This window comes from Natronococcus sp. A-GB7 (assembly GCF_029688865.1).
Classification (GTDB): domain Archaea; phylum Halobacteriota; class Halobacteria; order Halobacteriales; family Natrialbaceae; genus Natronococcus.
This window is the reverse complement of record NZ_JARUKV010000005.1, coordinates 60,287-75,114: the sequence shown is the minus strand read 5'-3', so window position 1 is coordinate 75,114 and position 14,828 is coordinate 60,287. Positions and strand designations below refer to the sequence as shown.

Below are 14,828 nucleotides of genomic sequence, written 5' to 3'. Positions count from 1 at the left end.
CGAGCGGGTGGAATCCGATACCACGGCCCGTTCGCTCGGGTTCGTCCGATCCGGTCCGGAGCGAAAACGCCTCGGGGGATGGAGGCGAACGGACCGACGATGCGAACCGCGCTCGCCGCGTCGCTGCTCGTCGTCGCCCTCGTCGCTACCGTGCTGATCGTCCGAAGCGGTCGATCACGTCGCTCCCCGCTCGAGGAGGCTATCGACGACCGACTCGCAGCGTCGATGGCGCCGGGAACGGGCTCACATCTCGAGCGCGCGCCGAGGGTCCGCCGACTGGCGCTCGCCGAGGAAGGCGCCAGCGAACCGGTGTACGCGCCCCGGATTCGGATCGCCCTCGGAACGACCGATGCGCCTGGGATGAAGATGGTATTCGAATACGTCGCGAACGCACTCGAGACGATACATCCAGTGGTCGAGGAACACGACGAGCGCGTCGCGTACTACGACGTCGAGTTCACGTTCGGCCCCGACGGGCTGCTGGTCGACGGCGAGTGTCGGCGAGTGACGGTGCCGGCGGAACTCGTCGAGAGACTGCTCGAGGACGACCGCTACCGGGCGTTCGACCTCCGACGAGATATCGAGCGCGCCGACGGCGACGACGGCTCGGTCGCGACGCTGTGGGCGGCGTGTCGGTCGTAATTAGAGGGGTTCGGTACACCCCGGGCTCGCCCGTCGCTACTCGAGCACCCGCTCGATCCGATCCAATCCCTCCTCGAGCTCCTCGGTCGGCAGCCCGAACCCGATCCGAAACCGATCCGGGTGGCCGAAGAACTCGCCGGGCGCGAGGACGACGCCCTCCTCGAGGACCGCACGGCAGAACGCCTTCCCGTGCTCGAAGCCGTCAGGAACGGTCACAAAGCCGTTGACGCCGACGGGGTCGTACCACTCGAGGTCGTGGCGCTCGAGAAACGCCTGCACTCGGTCGCGGTGATCGGCCACGAGGTCGCGGTTTTCGGCGAGGATCTCGTCTTCCCGCTCGAGGGCCTGTTTTGCGACGTGCTGACCGAATATGGAGGGGGAAATGGTGGTGTAGTCCTTCCAGTTCCAGGCCGTTTCGAGCAGGTCTTCGTTCCCGACGAGCCAGCCGAAGCGCAGGCCGGCGAGGCCGTACGATTTCGAGAGGCTGGCGGTCGAGAGTCCCTTGGGTCCGAGACTCGCCACGGGCGGCAGCGGATCCTCGGCGAGCAGTCTGTAGACCTCGTCGCAGAGCAGGTACGCGTCGTTGTCGGCCGCGAGGTCGTACAACGCCTCCACTTTCTCGAGGGAGTGGTACCTACCGGTAGGGTTGTTCGGGTTGTTCAGCACGAGCAACTTCGTTTCGGGGCGGATCGCGTCGGCGACGGCATCGACGTCGAGCTCCCAGGTCGGGGGCTCGAGGGGCACTCGAGTCACCTCGCCGACGGCGTCGGGAACGGCGTGGAGCGCCTGATAGGTTGGGGTGACGATGACGGCATGCGGGCTCCGCGACGCGGAGCCGGACGACGAGGCGCCGTCGGCGCCGAACGTCGGCTCCTGGAGAACAGACAGGAACGCCAGGAAGTTCGCCTCCTGGGTCCCGCAGGTACACAACACCTCGTCGGCTTCTCGGTCGTACCGGTCGGCGATCCGCGCCCGGAGGTCGGGGTCGCCGTTCGTCGGGATCACGTACCCCAGTTCTCCGGGATCGGTATCGAAGCGATCCGTCGAGAGGCTGCGGACGCCGCTTTCGGCAAGCATGATATCGGCCTCGTGTTCGTACTCGGCGAACCAGCGCTCGAGACCGAAGGTGTCGATCTGCATGCCTGGGGGTTGGCGGGAACGGGTAATACGGGTTGCTGGTTCGGCTGGACCGTGGGCTCGAGAACCGAACGCGAACGGCGATCCGAGTGGGCCACGACACAGTGGCGCGCGCTGGTCGACGGTGAGCGAAGGCGAGGCGTGAGCATCGCGAACGCCTCGATAAGCGAGCGGTGACTGGAAGGAACCGTGAGTCGATAGCGAACCGTCGTACGACCCCGTGCGAGGTCTTCGCGTGCAGGCGAGCGAAGGCTTGAAAGACGCTTCACGTCTTTCTGTCAAAGAGCGAAGCGAGTGAGCGTAGCGCGGAACCTGCGGTTCCGCGGACCATACGAACGGGCGCGCAGCGCCCGTGAGCAGAAATCGGCTGGGGAGGGCGTGGAAGTTCACTGCTGCCAGTATACGTTGTAGAGAATGATTTGTTGCGTAGAGCGTGCGAACCTAATACGATCTCTTCAATCAACTGGGAGAGATGTTGAGAGTGCCCTGCTGAATACAGGGCGCGAATGTCGCACGCCCGATTCTCCAACGATGGAGGAGCTAGATCATTGCCGAAGCAAACACCGATATCTCCAGCGGCGGTCAAAGTCAGGTTGCTGGACAGGGGAACAATGTTTTCCCCGTCGGTCAACGAAAGTCGGATATGGATTTCCGGGAGCCGGAGGCTCTCGTTCCAGCGGCCGTTGAAACACTCCCGATCAACTTTGCCATTCTCGATAGTGACGGGACGATCCTGTATACGAATCGTGCATGGCGAGAGTTCGGTAGGGCCAACGATATCGACCTTCGCCCAGATACAATCGGTACCAACTATCTCGAGATCACCAAACAAGCGGAGACGGAAACGGCTCAAACTGCTGCCACTGGGTTATCCGAGATTTTAGCGGGTGAACGAGAACTCTTCGAGTTCGAATACCCGTGTCACTCTCCCGACAAACAACGGTGGTTCCTCATGCGAGCAGCACAGTTCACCGACGGTGATCGGAGATACGTCGCTGTCGCGCATTTCGATATCACCGACCGGTACGAGTACCAGCGTCAGCTAGAAGAATCCAACGAGCGCCTCCGGCAGTTTGCCCACGCTGCCTCCCACGACCTCCAAGAGCCGTTACGGATGGTCACGAACTACCTGCAGCTGCTCGAGCGTCGGTATAGCGACGAACTCGATGAGGATGCCGAAGAGTTCATCGAGTTCGCAGTCGACGGTGCCGAGCGGATGGAGGCAATGATTGAGGGGCTTCTTGTGTACTCCAGGGTCGAAACGCAGGGGAAGTCCTTCGATTCGGTCGATCTTGAAGCAGTGCTTGATGATGTTTTGACGGATCTCGGCGTTCGGATCGACGAAACCGATGCTGAAATCACCGCTGAACCGCTGCCGACTGTCAACGGTGACGCCAGCCAACTCCGCCAACTCTTCCAGAACCTGTTGGAAAACGCTCTCCAGTACAGCGGCGAGCAGACGCCTCGAGTGTCAATCTCTGCGACACGTGACGAGGACGAGTGGATAATTTCGGTCAGTGACGAGGGGATCGGTATCGATCAAGAACATGCAGACCGAGTTTTCGACGTGTTCCAGCGACTCCACACCCACGAGGAGTACGACGGAACGGGGATCGGCCTCGCACTCTGCGAGCGAATCGTGGAACGACACGGTGGCGAGATTTGGGTTGCCCCTGACCCCGGCGGTGGATCGACCTTTTCGTTTACGCTTCCACGGACTGATACGTGATCTCTTTTCGAGGGGGCCCGCTGCTCACGGACGCGTAGTGTCCGTTCACGGCTCACTCCGTTCCCCGTTCACAGCGCGGTTCTCGCTCACTGCGTTCACGCGCGCACCGTCCGCACGGTATGCGAGACCTTACCTCGCACTATTCGCATGGTCCGCAGAACCTTCGGTTCCGCGCTACGCTGTCGGAGCATGCTCTGACAAGCCTTCGTTCACACTATTAAGACCTCGCGCAACGCCACCACTGTAGTCCAGCCGAGGCAATCGGAGATGGGGTTCACTCCGACTCGATCGGTCGAATCCACCTTCCCCTCGCTTCTCGTGACCAGCGAAAGTCCTCGGAATCCGTGGGCGGCTCGAGCGGAGCGACTCGAGAGCCGACCTGTGGCCCTCGGCCTCGAGGGGAGTCTACGCAACTCCGGCGTACTCGAGGGTCGTGTCCGAGTCCGCCGTTACTCGCCGTCGAGATCCGGATCGAAGAGGTCGTCGACGCGACAGTCGAAGTACGCCGCCAACTTGAAGGCCAGTTCCAGCGACGGATCGTACCGTTCGCGCTCGATCGAATTGATCGTCTGGCGAGTTACGCCGACGGCTTCGGCGAGCTCGCCCTGACTCAGCTCGCGTTCTTCTCGGCGCTTCGTGACCTGATTGTCCATAGATCGTTAGTTGCGCCAGAGTACGATTCCGTAGCAGAGGCCGTAGAGGAGCGCGAGAGCCGACAGGACGTAGATCCCACCCCACATCGTCGACGTGATGGTGAAGTAGCCGCCGGCATCGAGAACGTAGAGCGCCGGAACGACGCTGATCGTTACGATCGCCGTGATCGAGAACATGAGACCGCTGGCGCGGTTGTGATATGCTTCGTCGCGTTCGTCGGATAGTTTGGTCTCGGTAACCCGTGGTAAGCCGAATACGATCCCCATCATGGTCCAGACTGCCACGAGATAGGTGATCGTTCCGACGAGTTGCGCATCGAGGTACATACCCAACCAAAGGCCGAGACAGCCGAACGCTACCAGTATCCACGTGATTCGTTCGTACGCCCGTTTGTCGATGCCGACCGAGCCGAGGGTGGTGTTCATGCTGTAAAGCACCTTTTACAGTAAAGCGTACTTTACAGCCAACAATAAACGTACCGGCTGTTCGGATATCGGCTATTTCAGAGAATCTGGAACGACGGTTCGGTGGAACGGACGAATTAGCCTCGTTCTTGCCCTTCAGGACCAGCGAAAGCCCTCGGGATCCGCGGGCGGCTCGAGCGGGCTCTCGGGCAACTCGCCTGTCACCTCGGGATCGTTGTACGCCCCCGGTGCGATGTCGTTAGGCGTCTCGGGGTAGAACACCGAGGCCAGCGCCTGGAGCTGGCCGCGCCCGATGCCGAGCTCGAACTGGCCCCCGCCGTACAGCGTCATGCCGCGCTCCCGGCAGTAGTCGATCGTCTCGAGCAGCGACTCGAGCGAACCGAAGCGCGAGGGTTTGATGTTGAGCCACTCGGGCTCCCACGGGAGATTCTGGACGTCCTCGAGGCCGTGGATCGGCGCGTCCCAAGAGGTCCGCGAGCGGACCTCGTCGTCCTCGAACAGCGCCTCGGTGTCGTCCTCGAGGGCGGGGTCCTCGAGGACGGCCTCGGGAAAGCCCCCGATCACCAGCTCGTACAGCTCCGGGTCGGCCTCGACATCGACCTCGGTGCCGTGGTACTGGCCCTTCAGGTCGAGGACCCGGACGGCGTCGGTCGCCGAGAGGGCCTCGACCAGCGCGGCGTCCCACTCCGGGGTCGGATCGAGCTTGAACTCGAGCTCCGGAACCGCCTCGCGCAGTTCCTCGACCCGGTCGGTCGAAGGCTCGTCGCCGAGTCGCGTGCTGGCGATGAATCGTACCGGTTCGTACTCGGCGTCCAGTTGCGACGCCAGGTCCGTCCCGGCCTGTCGGAGCGCGAGGTCGAGCGCGGCGGCCTCGAGCCCCCACTGGCGGTAGTTCCGGAACACCTCGCGGTCTGGCGCGCCCGCCGGAAACAGGTCGAGGTCGGCGAGCCGGCTCGAGAAGGCGTCGATCGTGTACTCGCCGGTGAGGTCGGGCAGCCCGCTCTCGGCGAGCGCGTCGTGGTCGTCGGTCTCGTAGGTGACGTCCTCGCCCTTTCCGACCGCGCCGTCGGGCCCCTCGAACGAGAACTCGGTGCTAACGCGGGTGAAGCCGCTCGAGGTCTCACGCTCGAGGCGGGCCATCGAGACGTCGTCGATCGTCAGCGACAGGTCAGCGATCCGATCGTAGCTCATAGGAGGGAGTCGGGAGCCAACGAAAAGAAGGTTGCAGTGGCGGCACTTGCAGTGGCGGCACCCTCCTCCCCTTCCCGTGTTACTCCTCGCGTCGTCGCTGGCGGAGGTTCTGGCGGGTGAACTGGGGCTTCGCCTGCAACGAGCTGCCGCCGTCGCGGAACGATCGGTAGAGCTGGACGAACAGCACTGCCGAGAGGACGGCGGCGACGACCGACGCCTCCGGCGCCTGGAGGGCGTACAGTACGCCCATCGAGAACAGCGCCATCGTCAGTAACATCCCGTAGACGAGTCGCTTCGCGAGCTTGTCGAAGACGCTCTCCGAGTCCTCGACGCCGATCCGAACGTAGAGGTTGTCCCGGTCGAGTCGGTCCAGCGTGCGCTCGGTTTTCGGCGCGAGGCGGGTCAGCGACTCGCCGGACTCGCGGAGCTGTCGACCCGTCTGCTCGGCGTACTGACGGATCGACTCCTCGCGGTAGCCCTGTTCGGTCAGGTACGTCGTGGCGGTGTCGATGAAGTCGAAGTCCTCGTCGAGCGTGACACAGACCCCCTCGACGACGGTCGCGACGCGTAGCACGAGCGCGAGGTTCTTCGGCAGCCGGAACGGGAACTCGTAGATCGAGTCCTCGATCTGGCCGACGATCTGCTGGACGCGGTACTGCTCGATCTCCTGGCCGCGAGCGTCCTGAATCGCGAGCTCCATCACCTCGGCCATCACCGCCCGGTCGGCGTCCGGACTCAGGGTGCCGACCTCGATCAGCGCGTCCAGGATGGCGTCGATGTCCTGGTTGGCGACCGCGATGTAGAACTCGACGATCTTCCCCTGGACGAACTCGTCGACCCGGCCGGACATCCCGAAGTCGTAGAAGATGATCGCCCCGTCGTCGGTCACCGCGAGGTTACCCGGATGGGGGTCGGCGTGGAAGACGCCGTCGTCGATGATCATCTGGAGGTACGCCCGCTGGAGGGTCTCCGCAACCTGGCTCCGGTCGATCCCCTTCCGATCCAGCTCTTCGACGTCGTTGATCTTCGTTCCCGGCACGTACTCCATCGTGAGCACGCGCGGCCCGGAGTGGCTCTCGAGGACCTCGGGAACGAGGATCCGGTCGTCGTCCGCGAAGTTCGAGCGGATCTCGGTCAGCATCGCCGCCTCCCGCTCGTAGTCCATCTCCTCGCGGATCGTCTTCGCGAACTCGTCGGCGAGGTTCTCGAGCGAGAACGATCGAGACTCGTCGACGAAGTACAGGAGCAGCGGCAGCGACCAGCGGATGACCCGAAGATCGGCCTCGACCAGCGACTCGATCTCCGGACGACGGATCTTCACTGCGACGGGGTCGCCGTCGACCTGTGCGCGGTAGACCTGACCGAGGCTCGCTCCGCTGATCGCCTCGGTGTCGAACTCCGCGAAGCGCTCCTCGAGCGGGCCGAGTTCGTCCTCGAGGACCCGTTTGGCCTCGGGCCAGTCGGCGGGTGGGACGTCGTCTTGCAGGGCGGCGAGCTCGTCGATGTACTCGGGCGGGAGCACGTCGGGCCGGGTCGACAGTAGCTGGCCGAGCTTGATGAACGTCGGGCCGAGGGTCAAAAGCGACTCGAGCAGGGTCTGTGCGCGGTGCCGTCGTGTCTCCGGATCGACCCGTCGTCGCGAGCCGAACAGCAGGAACCGGCGGCGGTCGCGGGCGTACGCGAGCAACAGCGGGAGGAACTGCCAGGCGACGACGACGAACCGGCGGTACGCGCGGAGTGTTGCCAGCCTCGGTCACCCCGTGTTCTCGTGCTCGACGGCATCGAGTGGCGTTTCGCCGCCGTCCGCCGGGCGCTTCGGAACGGTCAGCTCGAGGACGCCGCGCTCGACGGCCGTCGCCGTCTCGCTCGCGGCGTCGTCGGGAAGCGGTAGCTCGACGTCGAACAGGAGCGGCCGGTTCTCCTCTAAGTACCGGTACTCACCGTCGTCGAGCTTCTCGCGACGCGCCTCGATGGCGACCGTCTCCTCGGCGACCGTGACGGAGACCGACTCCGGCGTGGCGCCAGGAACGTCCAGCACGAGGAGGTACGCGTCGTCGCTCTCGAGCAGATCGAAGAAAACGTCGTCCGAGAGGTCCCGCAACGCGTCGCGCAGCGTTGACATGGTCGTGGGTTCGAACGCGGGTACGAAAAACCCCGCGGTAGCGGTCGGTTCCGGGCGAGCGCCGGGGACCCGGGGTGGCGTCCCGTACCCTTTTGGGTCCCGCCGACCCGAGTCAGCGTATGGAAGGAGCCGACAGCGAGCGCAAGGAGGCGGGGTTCAAGCAGCGAACGCCCGTCGACGAGGCGCGCCGGATTCTCAGCGAAGCGGCCGTCGGAGACGGAAACGACGCCGACGACCCGCCGACTGGCACAGAGACGGTCTCGCTCGAGCGAGCCGACGGGCGAGTACTGGCGGCACCGATCACGGCCGCGAGAAACGTCCCACACTACCAACGGGCGGCGATGGACGGCTACGCCGTCCGGGCGGGGGACACCTTCGGCGCGTCCGATCGATCCCCCGAGGTGCTGCGGATCGGCGACCGCGACGGACCGGTCGGTCCCGAGACAGCCGTCCGGGTCCACACGGGAAGCGCGCTGCCCGACGGGGCCGACGCCGTCGTGATGATCGAACACGCCGAGGAGCTCGCGGACGTCGGTGAGCTCGAGGTCGGCGACGCCGTCGCGGAGGGGGAGAACATCGCTCCGATCGGCGAGGACGTTACGGAAGGCGAGCGGCTGTACGAGGCCGGCCACCGACTTCGGCCCTCCGATCTCGGCCTGCTGCGGTCGGTCGGCTACGGCCGCCTCGAGGTCGCCCAGCGGCCGACCGTCGGCGTGATCCCGACCGGCGAGGAGCTCGTCGACGGCGAACCGGGCCCGGGCGAGGTCATCGAGACGAACGGCCTCACCGTCTCGCGGATGGTCGAGCGCTGGGGAGCCGACGCGACGTACCGCGACGTCGTCACCGACGACGCCGAGTCGCTTCGGGTGGCGATCCAGCGCGACCTGACGAAGGACGTCGTCGTTACGACCGGAGGGTCCTCCGTCGGGGAGCGGGACCTCCTGCCCGAAGTGATCGACGAGCTCGGCGAGGTGCTCGTCCACGGCGTCGGGCTCAAACCCGGTCACCCGGTCTGTCTGGGAATCGTCGAGGACACGCCCGTCCTCGCGCTCCCGGGGTACCCCGTCGCCTGTATCGTCAACGCAGTCCAGTTCCTCCGGCCGACGCTGCGCCGGCTCGAGGGGACGACGCCCGATCCGCACCCGACCACGCGGGCCGTCCTCGAGCGCAAGATCCCCAGCGAGCCCGGCACCCGGACGTTCGCGCGGGTCCAGCTCGAGGAGCGCGACGGCGAGGACGGTCCCGCGTTCGCGGCGACGCCGACGCGAGCCAGCGGGTCGGGCGTGCTCTCGAGCGTCGCGCTGGCCGACGGCTGGGTCGTCGTCGACGACGACCTCGAGGGGATCGCCGAGGGCGAGACGGTCGCCGTCCAGGACTGGGAATCGCATCCCTGACCGCCCGGAGCCTCGATGATCTCAGCCGCGATACTCGAGGACGCGGTCGCGACCTACAACGAGTACCGAAGTCCGATGGCCACGGCCGCAGTCGTCGACTCGACGGACGACTCGTTCACGGTGCGGTTCGAGGGGCCGTTTTGTCGGATGTGCTGTGACTACGACTACTTCGAGGACCTGCGGTACGAACTGGCCGAGTACGGCGTGGCCGTCGACGCGATCGAGATCGCCGATATCACCTACCGCGGCGACGAGACGTTCGTCGTCGAGTTCGCGGATCGATCCTGAAATAGCGTGCCGGAGCTTGCGGCGAACCGCGTCCTCGGGAGCGACGCTTCGCTCGGCGCGGGACACCTACCGGTCACGTTCCACTTCCGGCTCGAGTGCGGTCTCGGAGGGCGATCGGTCCGACGAGGGGCCGTCGGCGAAGACGTCCTCGAAGGCGTCCTCGACGCCGACCAGCCGCTCGAGTCGGCGCTCGAACTCGTCGTCGTCGATCTCGCCCGCGGCGTAGCGGCGTTTGAGCTCCTCGAGGGCGTCGTCCGATTCGGCCGTCGACGGCGGGACCGTCTCACTCGCGGAGTCCGGCGCACGCTCCTCGAGGACGATATCGGCGATCTCCTCGCCCCAGAACAGGAACACCGGAACCAGCAGGAACCAGCCGACGATCGCGATCAGGACCCCGACGGTCTCGAGGCCGATCAACGCGACGATACTGACGAGGACGAAGGTGACGATACCGACGAGAAGCCAGAGGTCCTCGGCCACGAACTCCCGGATGTCGGTCGCCATGTCCGCGTTTTCGGCGGCGAGCCACAAAGTCGCTCCGTCGGTGCGCGAGGTCGTCACTCGCCACGATCGTTCCGGGCCCGTCGCACGTACCGGTAGATGGTCGCTAGCGCGAGCGTGTTCGTCAAGAGAGTCGAGCGATGACACCGCGGATCGCTTCGCCGTCGTGTTCGTCTCCAGTCGAGACATCTTTTAAAAAATGGAGTGGTACACATACATGAATTGTTAAATGTACGAAATGCTTTGTATCTACGATCGTCTCAACACTCATGGCAAAAAGACGGAGCAGCCATCGTTCATTCGGTCGCCGCGGATTCCTCGCATCGGTCGTTGCCGGACTCGGCTCGCTCGGCCTCTCCGGAGGGACGGTTGCACAGGAACGGGCTTGGTCCGAGACGGAGCTCGACGCGCTGTCGTTTTACTCCTCGGCGAGCCAGATCGCTCCCGACGGGGAGAGCGAACTCGACGACGACGATACCGTCGTCGTCTGGGCCGAACCAAGCGCGCACAACTTCGAAACGACCGACGACGGGCCGGAGACGGTCATCTACGAGGACAACGATATCCCGCTGGTCTCCGAGGACGGCGGGGTCGTCGGTATCGGTACGGCCGACTTCGTCAGCGACGACAACGGCGGGTTCGACCTCGACAACGAGGAGTTCGTGCTCAATCTCTTCGACGCCAAGATGGGCGGCTCCGGAACGGTGCTGTGGGACGAGAGTCACGACCAGTTCGGCGGACTCGCGCTCTCGAACTACGACTCGTTCCGCCAGTACGCGGCGAACGCGGGCTACGAAATCGAGGCGACGACCGACCTCCTCGACAGCGAGTCACTGACGTTTCCGTCGACGGCCAGCCAGGTCGGCCCCGACGGCGGCCCACTCACTGACAGTTCGCACGTGGTCGTCTGGGCCGAGTCGACGGCGACGAACGTCGACAACGACGGGGACGAGGCGTCACATCTCTACGGGGACGACGAGGAGATCCCGCTGGTTTCGCGCGACGGCGACGTCGTCGGGGTCGGAACGGCGGAGCTGCTCGAGGACGGCGAGATGACCGAACCGAACGAGCGATTCGCACTGAACTTACTCGCCGACACGATCGGGTCGAGCGGGACCGTGCTGTGGGACGACGCCCACGATACGTTCTACGACTCCTCGGAGTTCGGCGAGTTCGCCGACGCGATCAAAGGCGAGGGCTACGAGTTTGACGCGGCCGAGGACTTGTTGGCCGAGCGCACCGCCGTCGACGAACTCGAATTCTTCTCGACAGCGAGTTTGCTCGACGCCGACTACGAGCCGCTGACCGACGGGTCGTCGGTCGCCGTGTGGGCCGAAGACACCGCCGAGAACGAGGACGCGAGCGAGGACGACACCGAGAGCGACGGCACCGCGCTCGTCGCCGACCCGATCGAACCGGGGACCGACTCGGTCCACACCTGGACGTTCGACGGCGTCAACTTCGAGGGGGAAGTCGACGCGATCACCGTCGAGTACCCCGAGAGCGCGAGCTTCGACGGGCTGACGAACGACGACGTGACCGTCGAACTGACCCGTCAGCTGTCGGACGGTCCGGACAGAAGCGAGATCAGCGTCAAAAGCGGCGACTACGATGGGGCAGCCGCAACGTTCGATCTCAGTGGGAGTTTCATCACCGACATCGCCGGTCCCGGCTCGGTCGTGATCCACGGCGTGCGAAATCCGGACGACGAGACGTACGCGGCGACGATCACGTTCGAAGGCGCGGAAGACGAGGCGAGCCTCGACCTCGAGGTGAGCGAATTTGCCGGCTCCCGGTTCGTCGACTACCCCGACGACACGGCGATCCCGCTGGTCGCCGTCGATGAAGGAGTCGTCGGCCTCGGCGCGGAGTTGGCCTCCGACGAGAGCGACGTCGACGCCAATCGCGAGTTCCTCGTCAGCGCCTGGATGGACCGGATCGGCGGGACCGGAACCGTTGTCTACGACGAGGGCCACGGCCAGGCGCTCACGCTGGCGGACTACTCCGAACTCGCAGGCCTCGCCGAAGAGCGCGGGTTCGAGATCGAGGCCACCGGCGACCTCGCGGCTGACCTCGACGGCGCTGACCTCGCGATGATCACGACGCCCGCGGACTCGTTCTCGACATCGGAACACGAGACGCTGGCGGCGTTCGTCGACGACGGCGGCACACTGTTCCTTCACGACGAGTCGAACTTCGAGGGCGACGGCACTGCCGAGTTGAACGAACTCGCCGACACGCTCGAGCTGTCGTTCCGGTTCAACTCGGATCAGATCGTCGACGAAGCAAACAGCGGGTTCGCCCCGTTCGCCCCCCGGACGAGCGCGTTCAACGCGTCGTTCGACTTCTTCGGCGGCGGCGACGAGCGCGCGATCGACGCCGCCGACGCCGTCGCGATCGCCTCGCCCGCGTCGGCCTACGCCGCCGACGAACTCGACGCCCTCGAGGCACACCTCGCCGACGGCGGGGCGCTGTTCCTGCTCGACGAATCCGAGTTCGCGAACGAGGAGACCGCCAACCTGAACGCGATCGCCGACCGCCTCGAGCTGTCGTTTCGGTTCAACGCCGACCAGGTCGAGGACAACGAGAACAACGCCGGCCCGGAGTTCGTTCCGACGACGGCCAACTTCAACGACGGCTTCGACGTCTTCGACGGGCTGGGTGCGCTGGGTCTCGACGACGCGGACGGCCTTGTCGTCGCCTCGCCCACGGAGTCGTTCTCCGGTTCGGAGCTCGAGGCACTCTCCGAGTTCCTCGACAATGGCGGCGCGCTCTTCCTGCTCGACGAGTCCGACTTCGGCGGTCAGGGCGAGGATCAGTTCGGGTTCGACGAGACGGAGAATCTGAACGCCATCGCCGACCATCTCGAGCTGGCGTTCCGGTTCAACTCGGATCAGGTCAACGACGGGGACGAGTTCGACATCACGACGACGAACGTCAATACCGAATTCGACTACTTCGACCGCCGGGAGGACTCGATCGGGATCGACTTCGAGCGCGGCGAGACGTACTACGGCCGGGTCGTCAGGGTGTTCGACGGCGACACGTTCGAGGTCGAGTTCGATTCCGAGTACGACTTCCGCGACGTGATCCGCCACCTCGGGATCGACACCGCCGAAACCGCACCCGCGACGAACGAGTCCGAGGAGTGGTTCGGTATCGAGGATCTGGACCACCTCGATACCTGGGGCGGGGAGGCGACGCAGTTCTCGCTCGACGTGATGGCACCCGATGCCGAGGCCGGTGAGGCGGACGTCGAGGGCCGACGGGTGGCGATGGAGTTCGACACGATCGAACCGCTCCGAGGGAACTTCGGCCGCCTGCTGATGTACATGCACTACGACCCCGACGACTTCGACGCCGGCCCCGACGGCGACTACTCGGCAGACTACAACCTCGAGACCGTCGAGGAGGGCTACGCGAGGGTGTACTCCTCGGGCTTTTCGCGCCACGACGAGTTCGCCGCCGCCGAGGAAGGCGCGCTCGCGGCGGGCCGGGGCGTCTGGTCGGCCGCGGACTTCGACGCGCTCGAGGCGGTCAGGAACGATCCCGTCGAGGAGGTGTTCGTTCCCCGCGCCTCGAGCATCACGACGAGTTCGGGACCGCTGTCGGCCGACCGTGCGCCCGTCCTCGCGAGTCCCAGCGCCGAACAGGACCCGCTCGGGAACGGCAACGTCCAGCCCTATTCGGCCGCCCCGCTCGTCGGCGTCGACGAGGATCGCAGCGTCGGAATGGTCGGTGGCGTCCTCATCGACGAGGCCTACGAGGAGGATGAGGCCGTCGACGTCGACACGAGCGGCTTCGGCAACTTCCCGCTTCTCACCAACCTCGCGACGTACCTCTCGGACAACGACGGCGACTTCCTGCTCGAGGGCGGCCACGCGCAGTTCGACGTCGACGGCTCGATCTCGCTCGAGCGCGCCCAGTTTTACCTGCGGTTCGTCGAGGGGATCGGAAGTCGGCTGCGCCAGATCAACGACGTCGTGAACACCTTGCCCGAGGAGGACGAGCCGACGGCCGTGTTCCTCACCGCCCCGGGTCGGGCCTACACGGACGAGGAACTCGCCGCGCTGGCCGACTACCGCGACGCCGGCGGCGCGGTCGTCCTGCTCGGCAGCACGGAGGCGAGCGCGGAGAACCGGGCGAACCTCGACGACGTCGCCGCGGGGCTGGGCTCGGACCTCCGGCTCAACGACGACCGGATCGTCGACGCTGAATCCAATCTCGCGGACGACCCCGAACTGCCGGTCACGGGCGAGTTCGACGAGACGTTCCCGCTGTTCGAGCCCGTCGGCGAGATGCCCGAGCCACCGGTCGAGGAGCTGGTGGTGCAAAGCGAGGACCACGAAGGGATCGAGGTCGGCGACGTCCTCGGCGACGTCGTCGTCACGGGCTCGAGCGAGATCGACGGCCCGATCACGATCGACGGCGACGTCGGCGGCGACATCGTGCTCGACGGGCGGAGCCGGATCGGCGAGCTACACGTCGCGGGCGATGTCGATGGAACCGTTCAGCTCACGGGCAACGCGGCGGTCGACGGCGACGTCGTGATCGACGGCGCCGCAGCCGGCGTCTCGCTTTGGGGTAATCCGACCATCGGCGGGGACCTCGTCGTCGGGACGCTCGAGGGCGACCTCGACGAGCGCGGCAACCCGTCGATCGGCGGCGACGTCGTCGTCGACGATGCCGAACCAGCGATGCGTATCGTCTGAACCGCGGCCCACCGAGCGTCGACCGCCGATCGG

General features: G+C 65.5%; 12 protein-coding genes. 5 read left to right on the top strand and 7 right to left on the bottom strand.

Features of this window, described 5'->3' with window-relative positions; all coding sequences use genetic code 11:
* The first annotated feature begins 78 nt into the window (after positions 1 to 78).
* Positions 79 to 642 (top strand): hypothetical protein, encoded by a 564-nt coding sequence (locus QA609_RS06135; protein ID WP_278301699.1) that lies wholly within the window; start codon positions 79 to 81, stop codon positions 640 to 642.
* A 36-nt stretch (positions 643 to 678) separates the two neighbouring features.
* On the opposite strand, the gene QA609_RS06130 is transcribed toward QA609_RS06135, so the two are convergent.
* A complete protein-coding gene (locus QA609_RS06130; protein ID WP_278301698.1) occupies positions 679 to 1,782 on the bottom strand; it encodes an aminotransferase class I/II-fold pyridoxal phosphate-dependent enzyme in 1,104 nt (367 codons plus the stop codon).
* A 640-nt stretch (positions 1,783 to 2,422) separates the two neighbouring features.
* On the opposite strand from QA609_RS06130, the gene QA609_RS06125 reads away from it, so the two are divergent.
* Positions 2,423 to 3,508, top strand: coding sequence for an ATP-binding protein (locus QA609_RS06125; RefSeq protein ID WP_278301697.1), 1,086 nt, complete (start codon positions 2,423 to 2,425; stop codon positions 3,506 to 3,508).
* Positions 3,509 to 3,957: 449 nt separating this feature from the next.
* Here the strand turns inward: QA609_RS06125 and QA609_RS06120 are convergent, their stop codons facing one another.
* The 5 genes from QA609_RS06120 to QA609_RS06100 all read right to left on the bottom strand — a co-directional run bounded on the left by QA609_RS06120 (position 3,958) and on the right by QA609_RS06100 (position 7,900).
* Complete coding sequence (locus QA609_RS06120; protein WP_278301696.1) at positions 3,958 to 4,161, bottom strand: helix-turn-helix transcriptional regulator; 204 nt, start codon at positions 4,159 to 4,161, stop codon at positions 3,958 to 3,960.
* A 6-nt stretch (positions 4,162 to 4,167) separates the two neighbouring features.
* Complete coding sequence (locus QA609_RS06115) at positions 4,168 to 4,587, bottom strand: DUF2178 domain-containing protein (protein ID WP_278301695.1); 420 nt, start codon at positions 4,585 to 4,587, stop codon at positions 4,168 to 4,170.
* A gap of 135 nt (positions 4,588 to 4,722) precedes the next feature.
* Positions 4,723 to 5,778, bottom strand: a complete 1,056-nt coding sequence (locus QA609_RS06110) for a hypothetical protein (RefSeq protein WP_278301694.1) — start codon at positions 5,776 to 5,778, stop codon at positions 4,723 to 4,725.
* 79 nt (positions 5,779 to 5,857) lie between these two features.
* Positions 5,858 to 7,465 (bottom strand): AarF/ABC1/UbiB kinase family protein, encoded by a 1,608-nt coding sequence (locus QA609_RS06105; RefSeq protein ID WP_278301693.1) that lies wholly within the window; start codon positions 7,463 to 7,465, stop codon positions 5,858 to 5,860.
* A 66-nt stretch (positions 7,466 to 7,531) separates the two neighbouring features.
* A complete protein-coding gene (locus tag QA609_RS06100; protein WP_278301692.1) occupies positions 7,532 to 7,900 on the bottom strand; it encodes an Hsp20/alpha crystallin family protein in 369 nt (122 codons plus the stop codon).
* A 119-nt stretch (positions 7,901 to 8,019) separates the two neighbouring features.
* On the opposite strand from QA609_RS06100, the gene glp reads away from it, so the two are divergent.
* Positions 8,020 to 9,294, top strand: a complete 1,275-nt coding sequence (glp, locus tag QA609_RS06095) for a gephyrin-like molybdotransferase Glp (protein WP_278301691.1) — start codon at positions 8,020 to 8,022, stop codon at positions 9,292 to 9,294.
* Between the two features lie 15 nt (positions 9,295 to 9,309).
* On the top strand, positions 9,310 to 9,582 hold the full coding sequence (locus QA609_RS06090) for a hypothetical protein (RefSeq protein WP_278301690.1): 273 nt from the start codon (positions 9,310 to 9,312) through the stop codon (positions 9,580 to 9,582).
* Between the two features lie 66 nt (positions 9,583 to 9,648).
* Here QA609_RS06090 and QA609_RS06085 read toward each other — a convergent pair whose 3' ends face one another.
* Positions 9,649 to 10,086: an SHOCT domain-containing protein gene (locus tag QA609_RS06085; RefSeq protein WP_278301689.1), complete on the bottom strand. Its 438-nt coding sequence runs from the start codon at positions 10,084 to 10,086 to the stop codon at positions 9,649 to 9,651.
* A gap of 266 nt (positions 10,087 to 10,352) precedes the next feature.
* Here QA609_RS06085 and QA609_RS06080 point away from each other — a divergent pair, with 266 nt between their 5' ends.
* Complete coding sequence (locus QA609_RS06080; RefSeq protein ID WP_278301688.1) at positions 10,353 to 14,795, top strand: thermonuclease family protein; 4,443 nt, start codon at positions 10,353 to 10,355, stop codon at positions 14,793 to 14,795.
* Positions 14,796 to 14,828 lie beyond the last annotated feature (33 nt).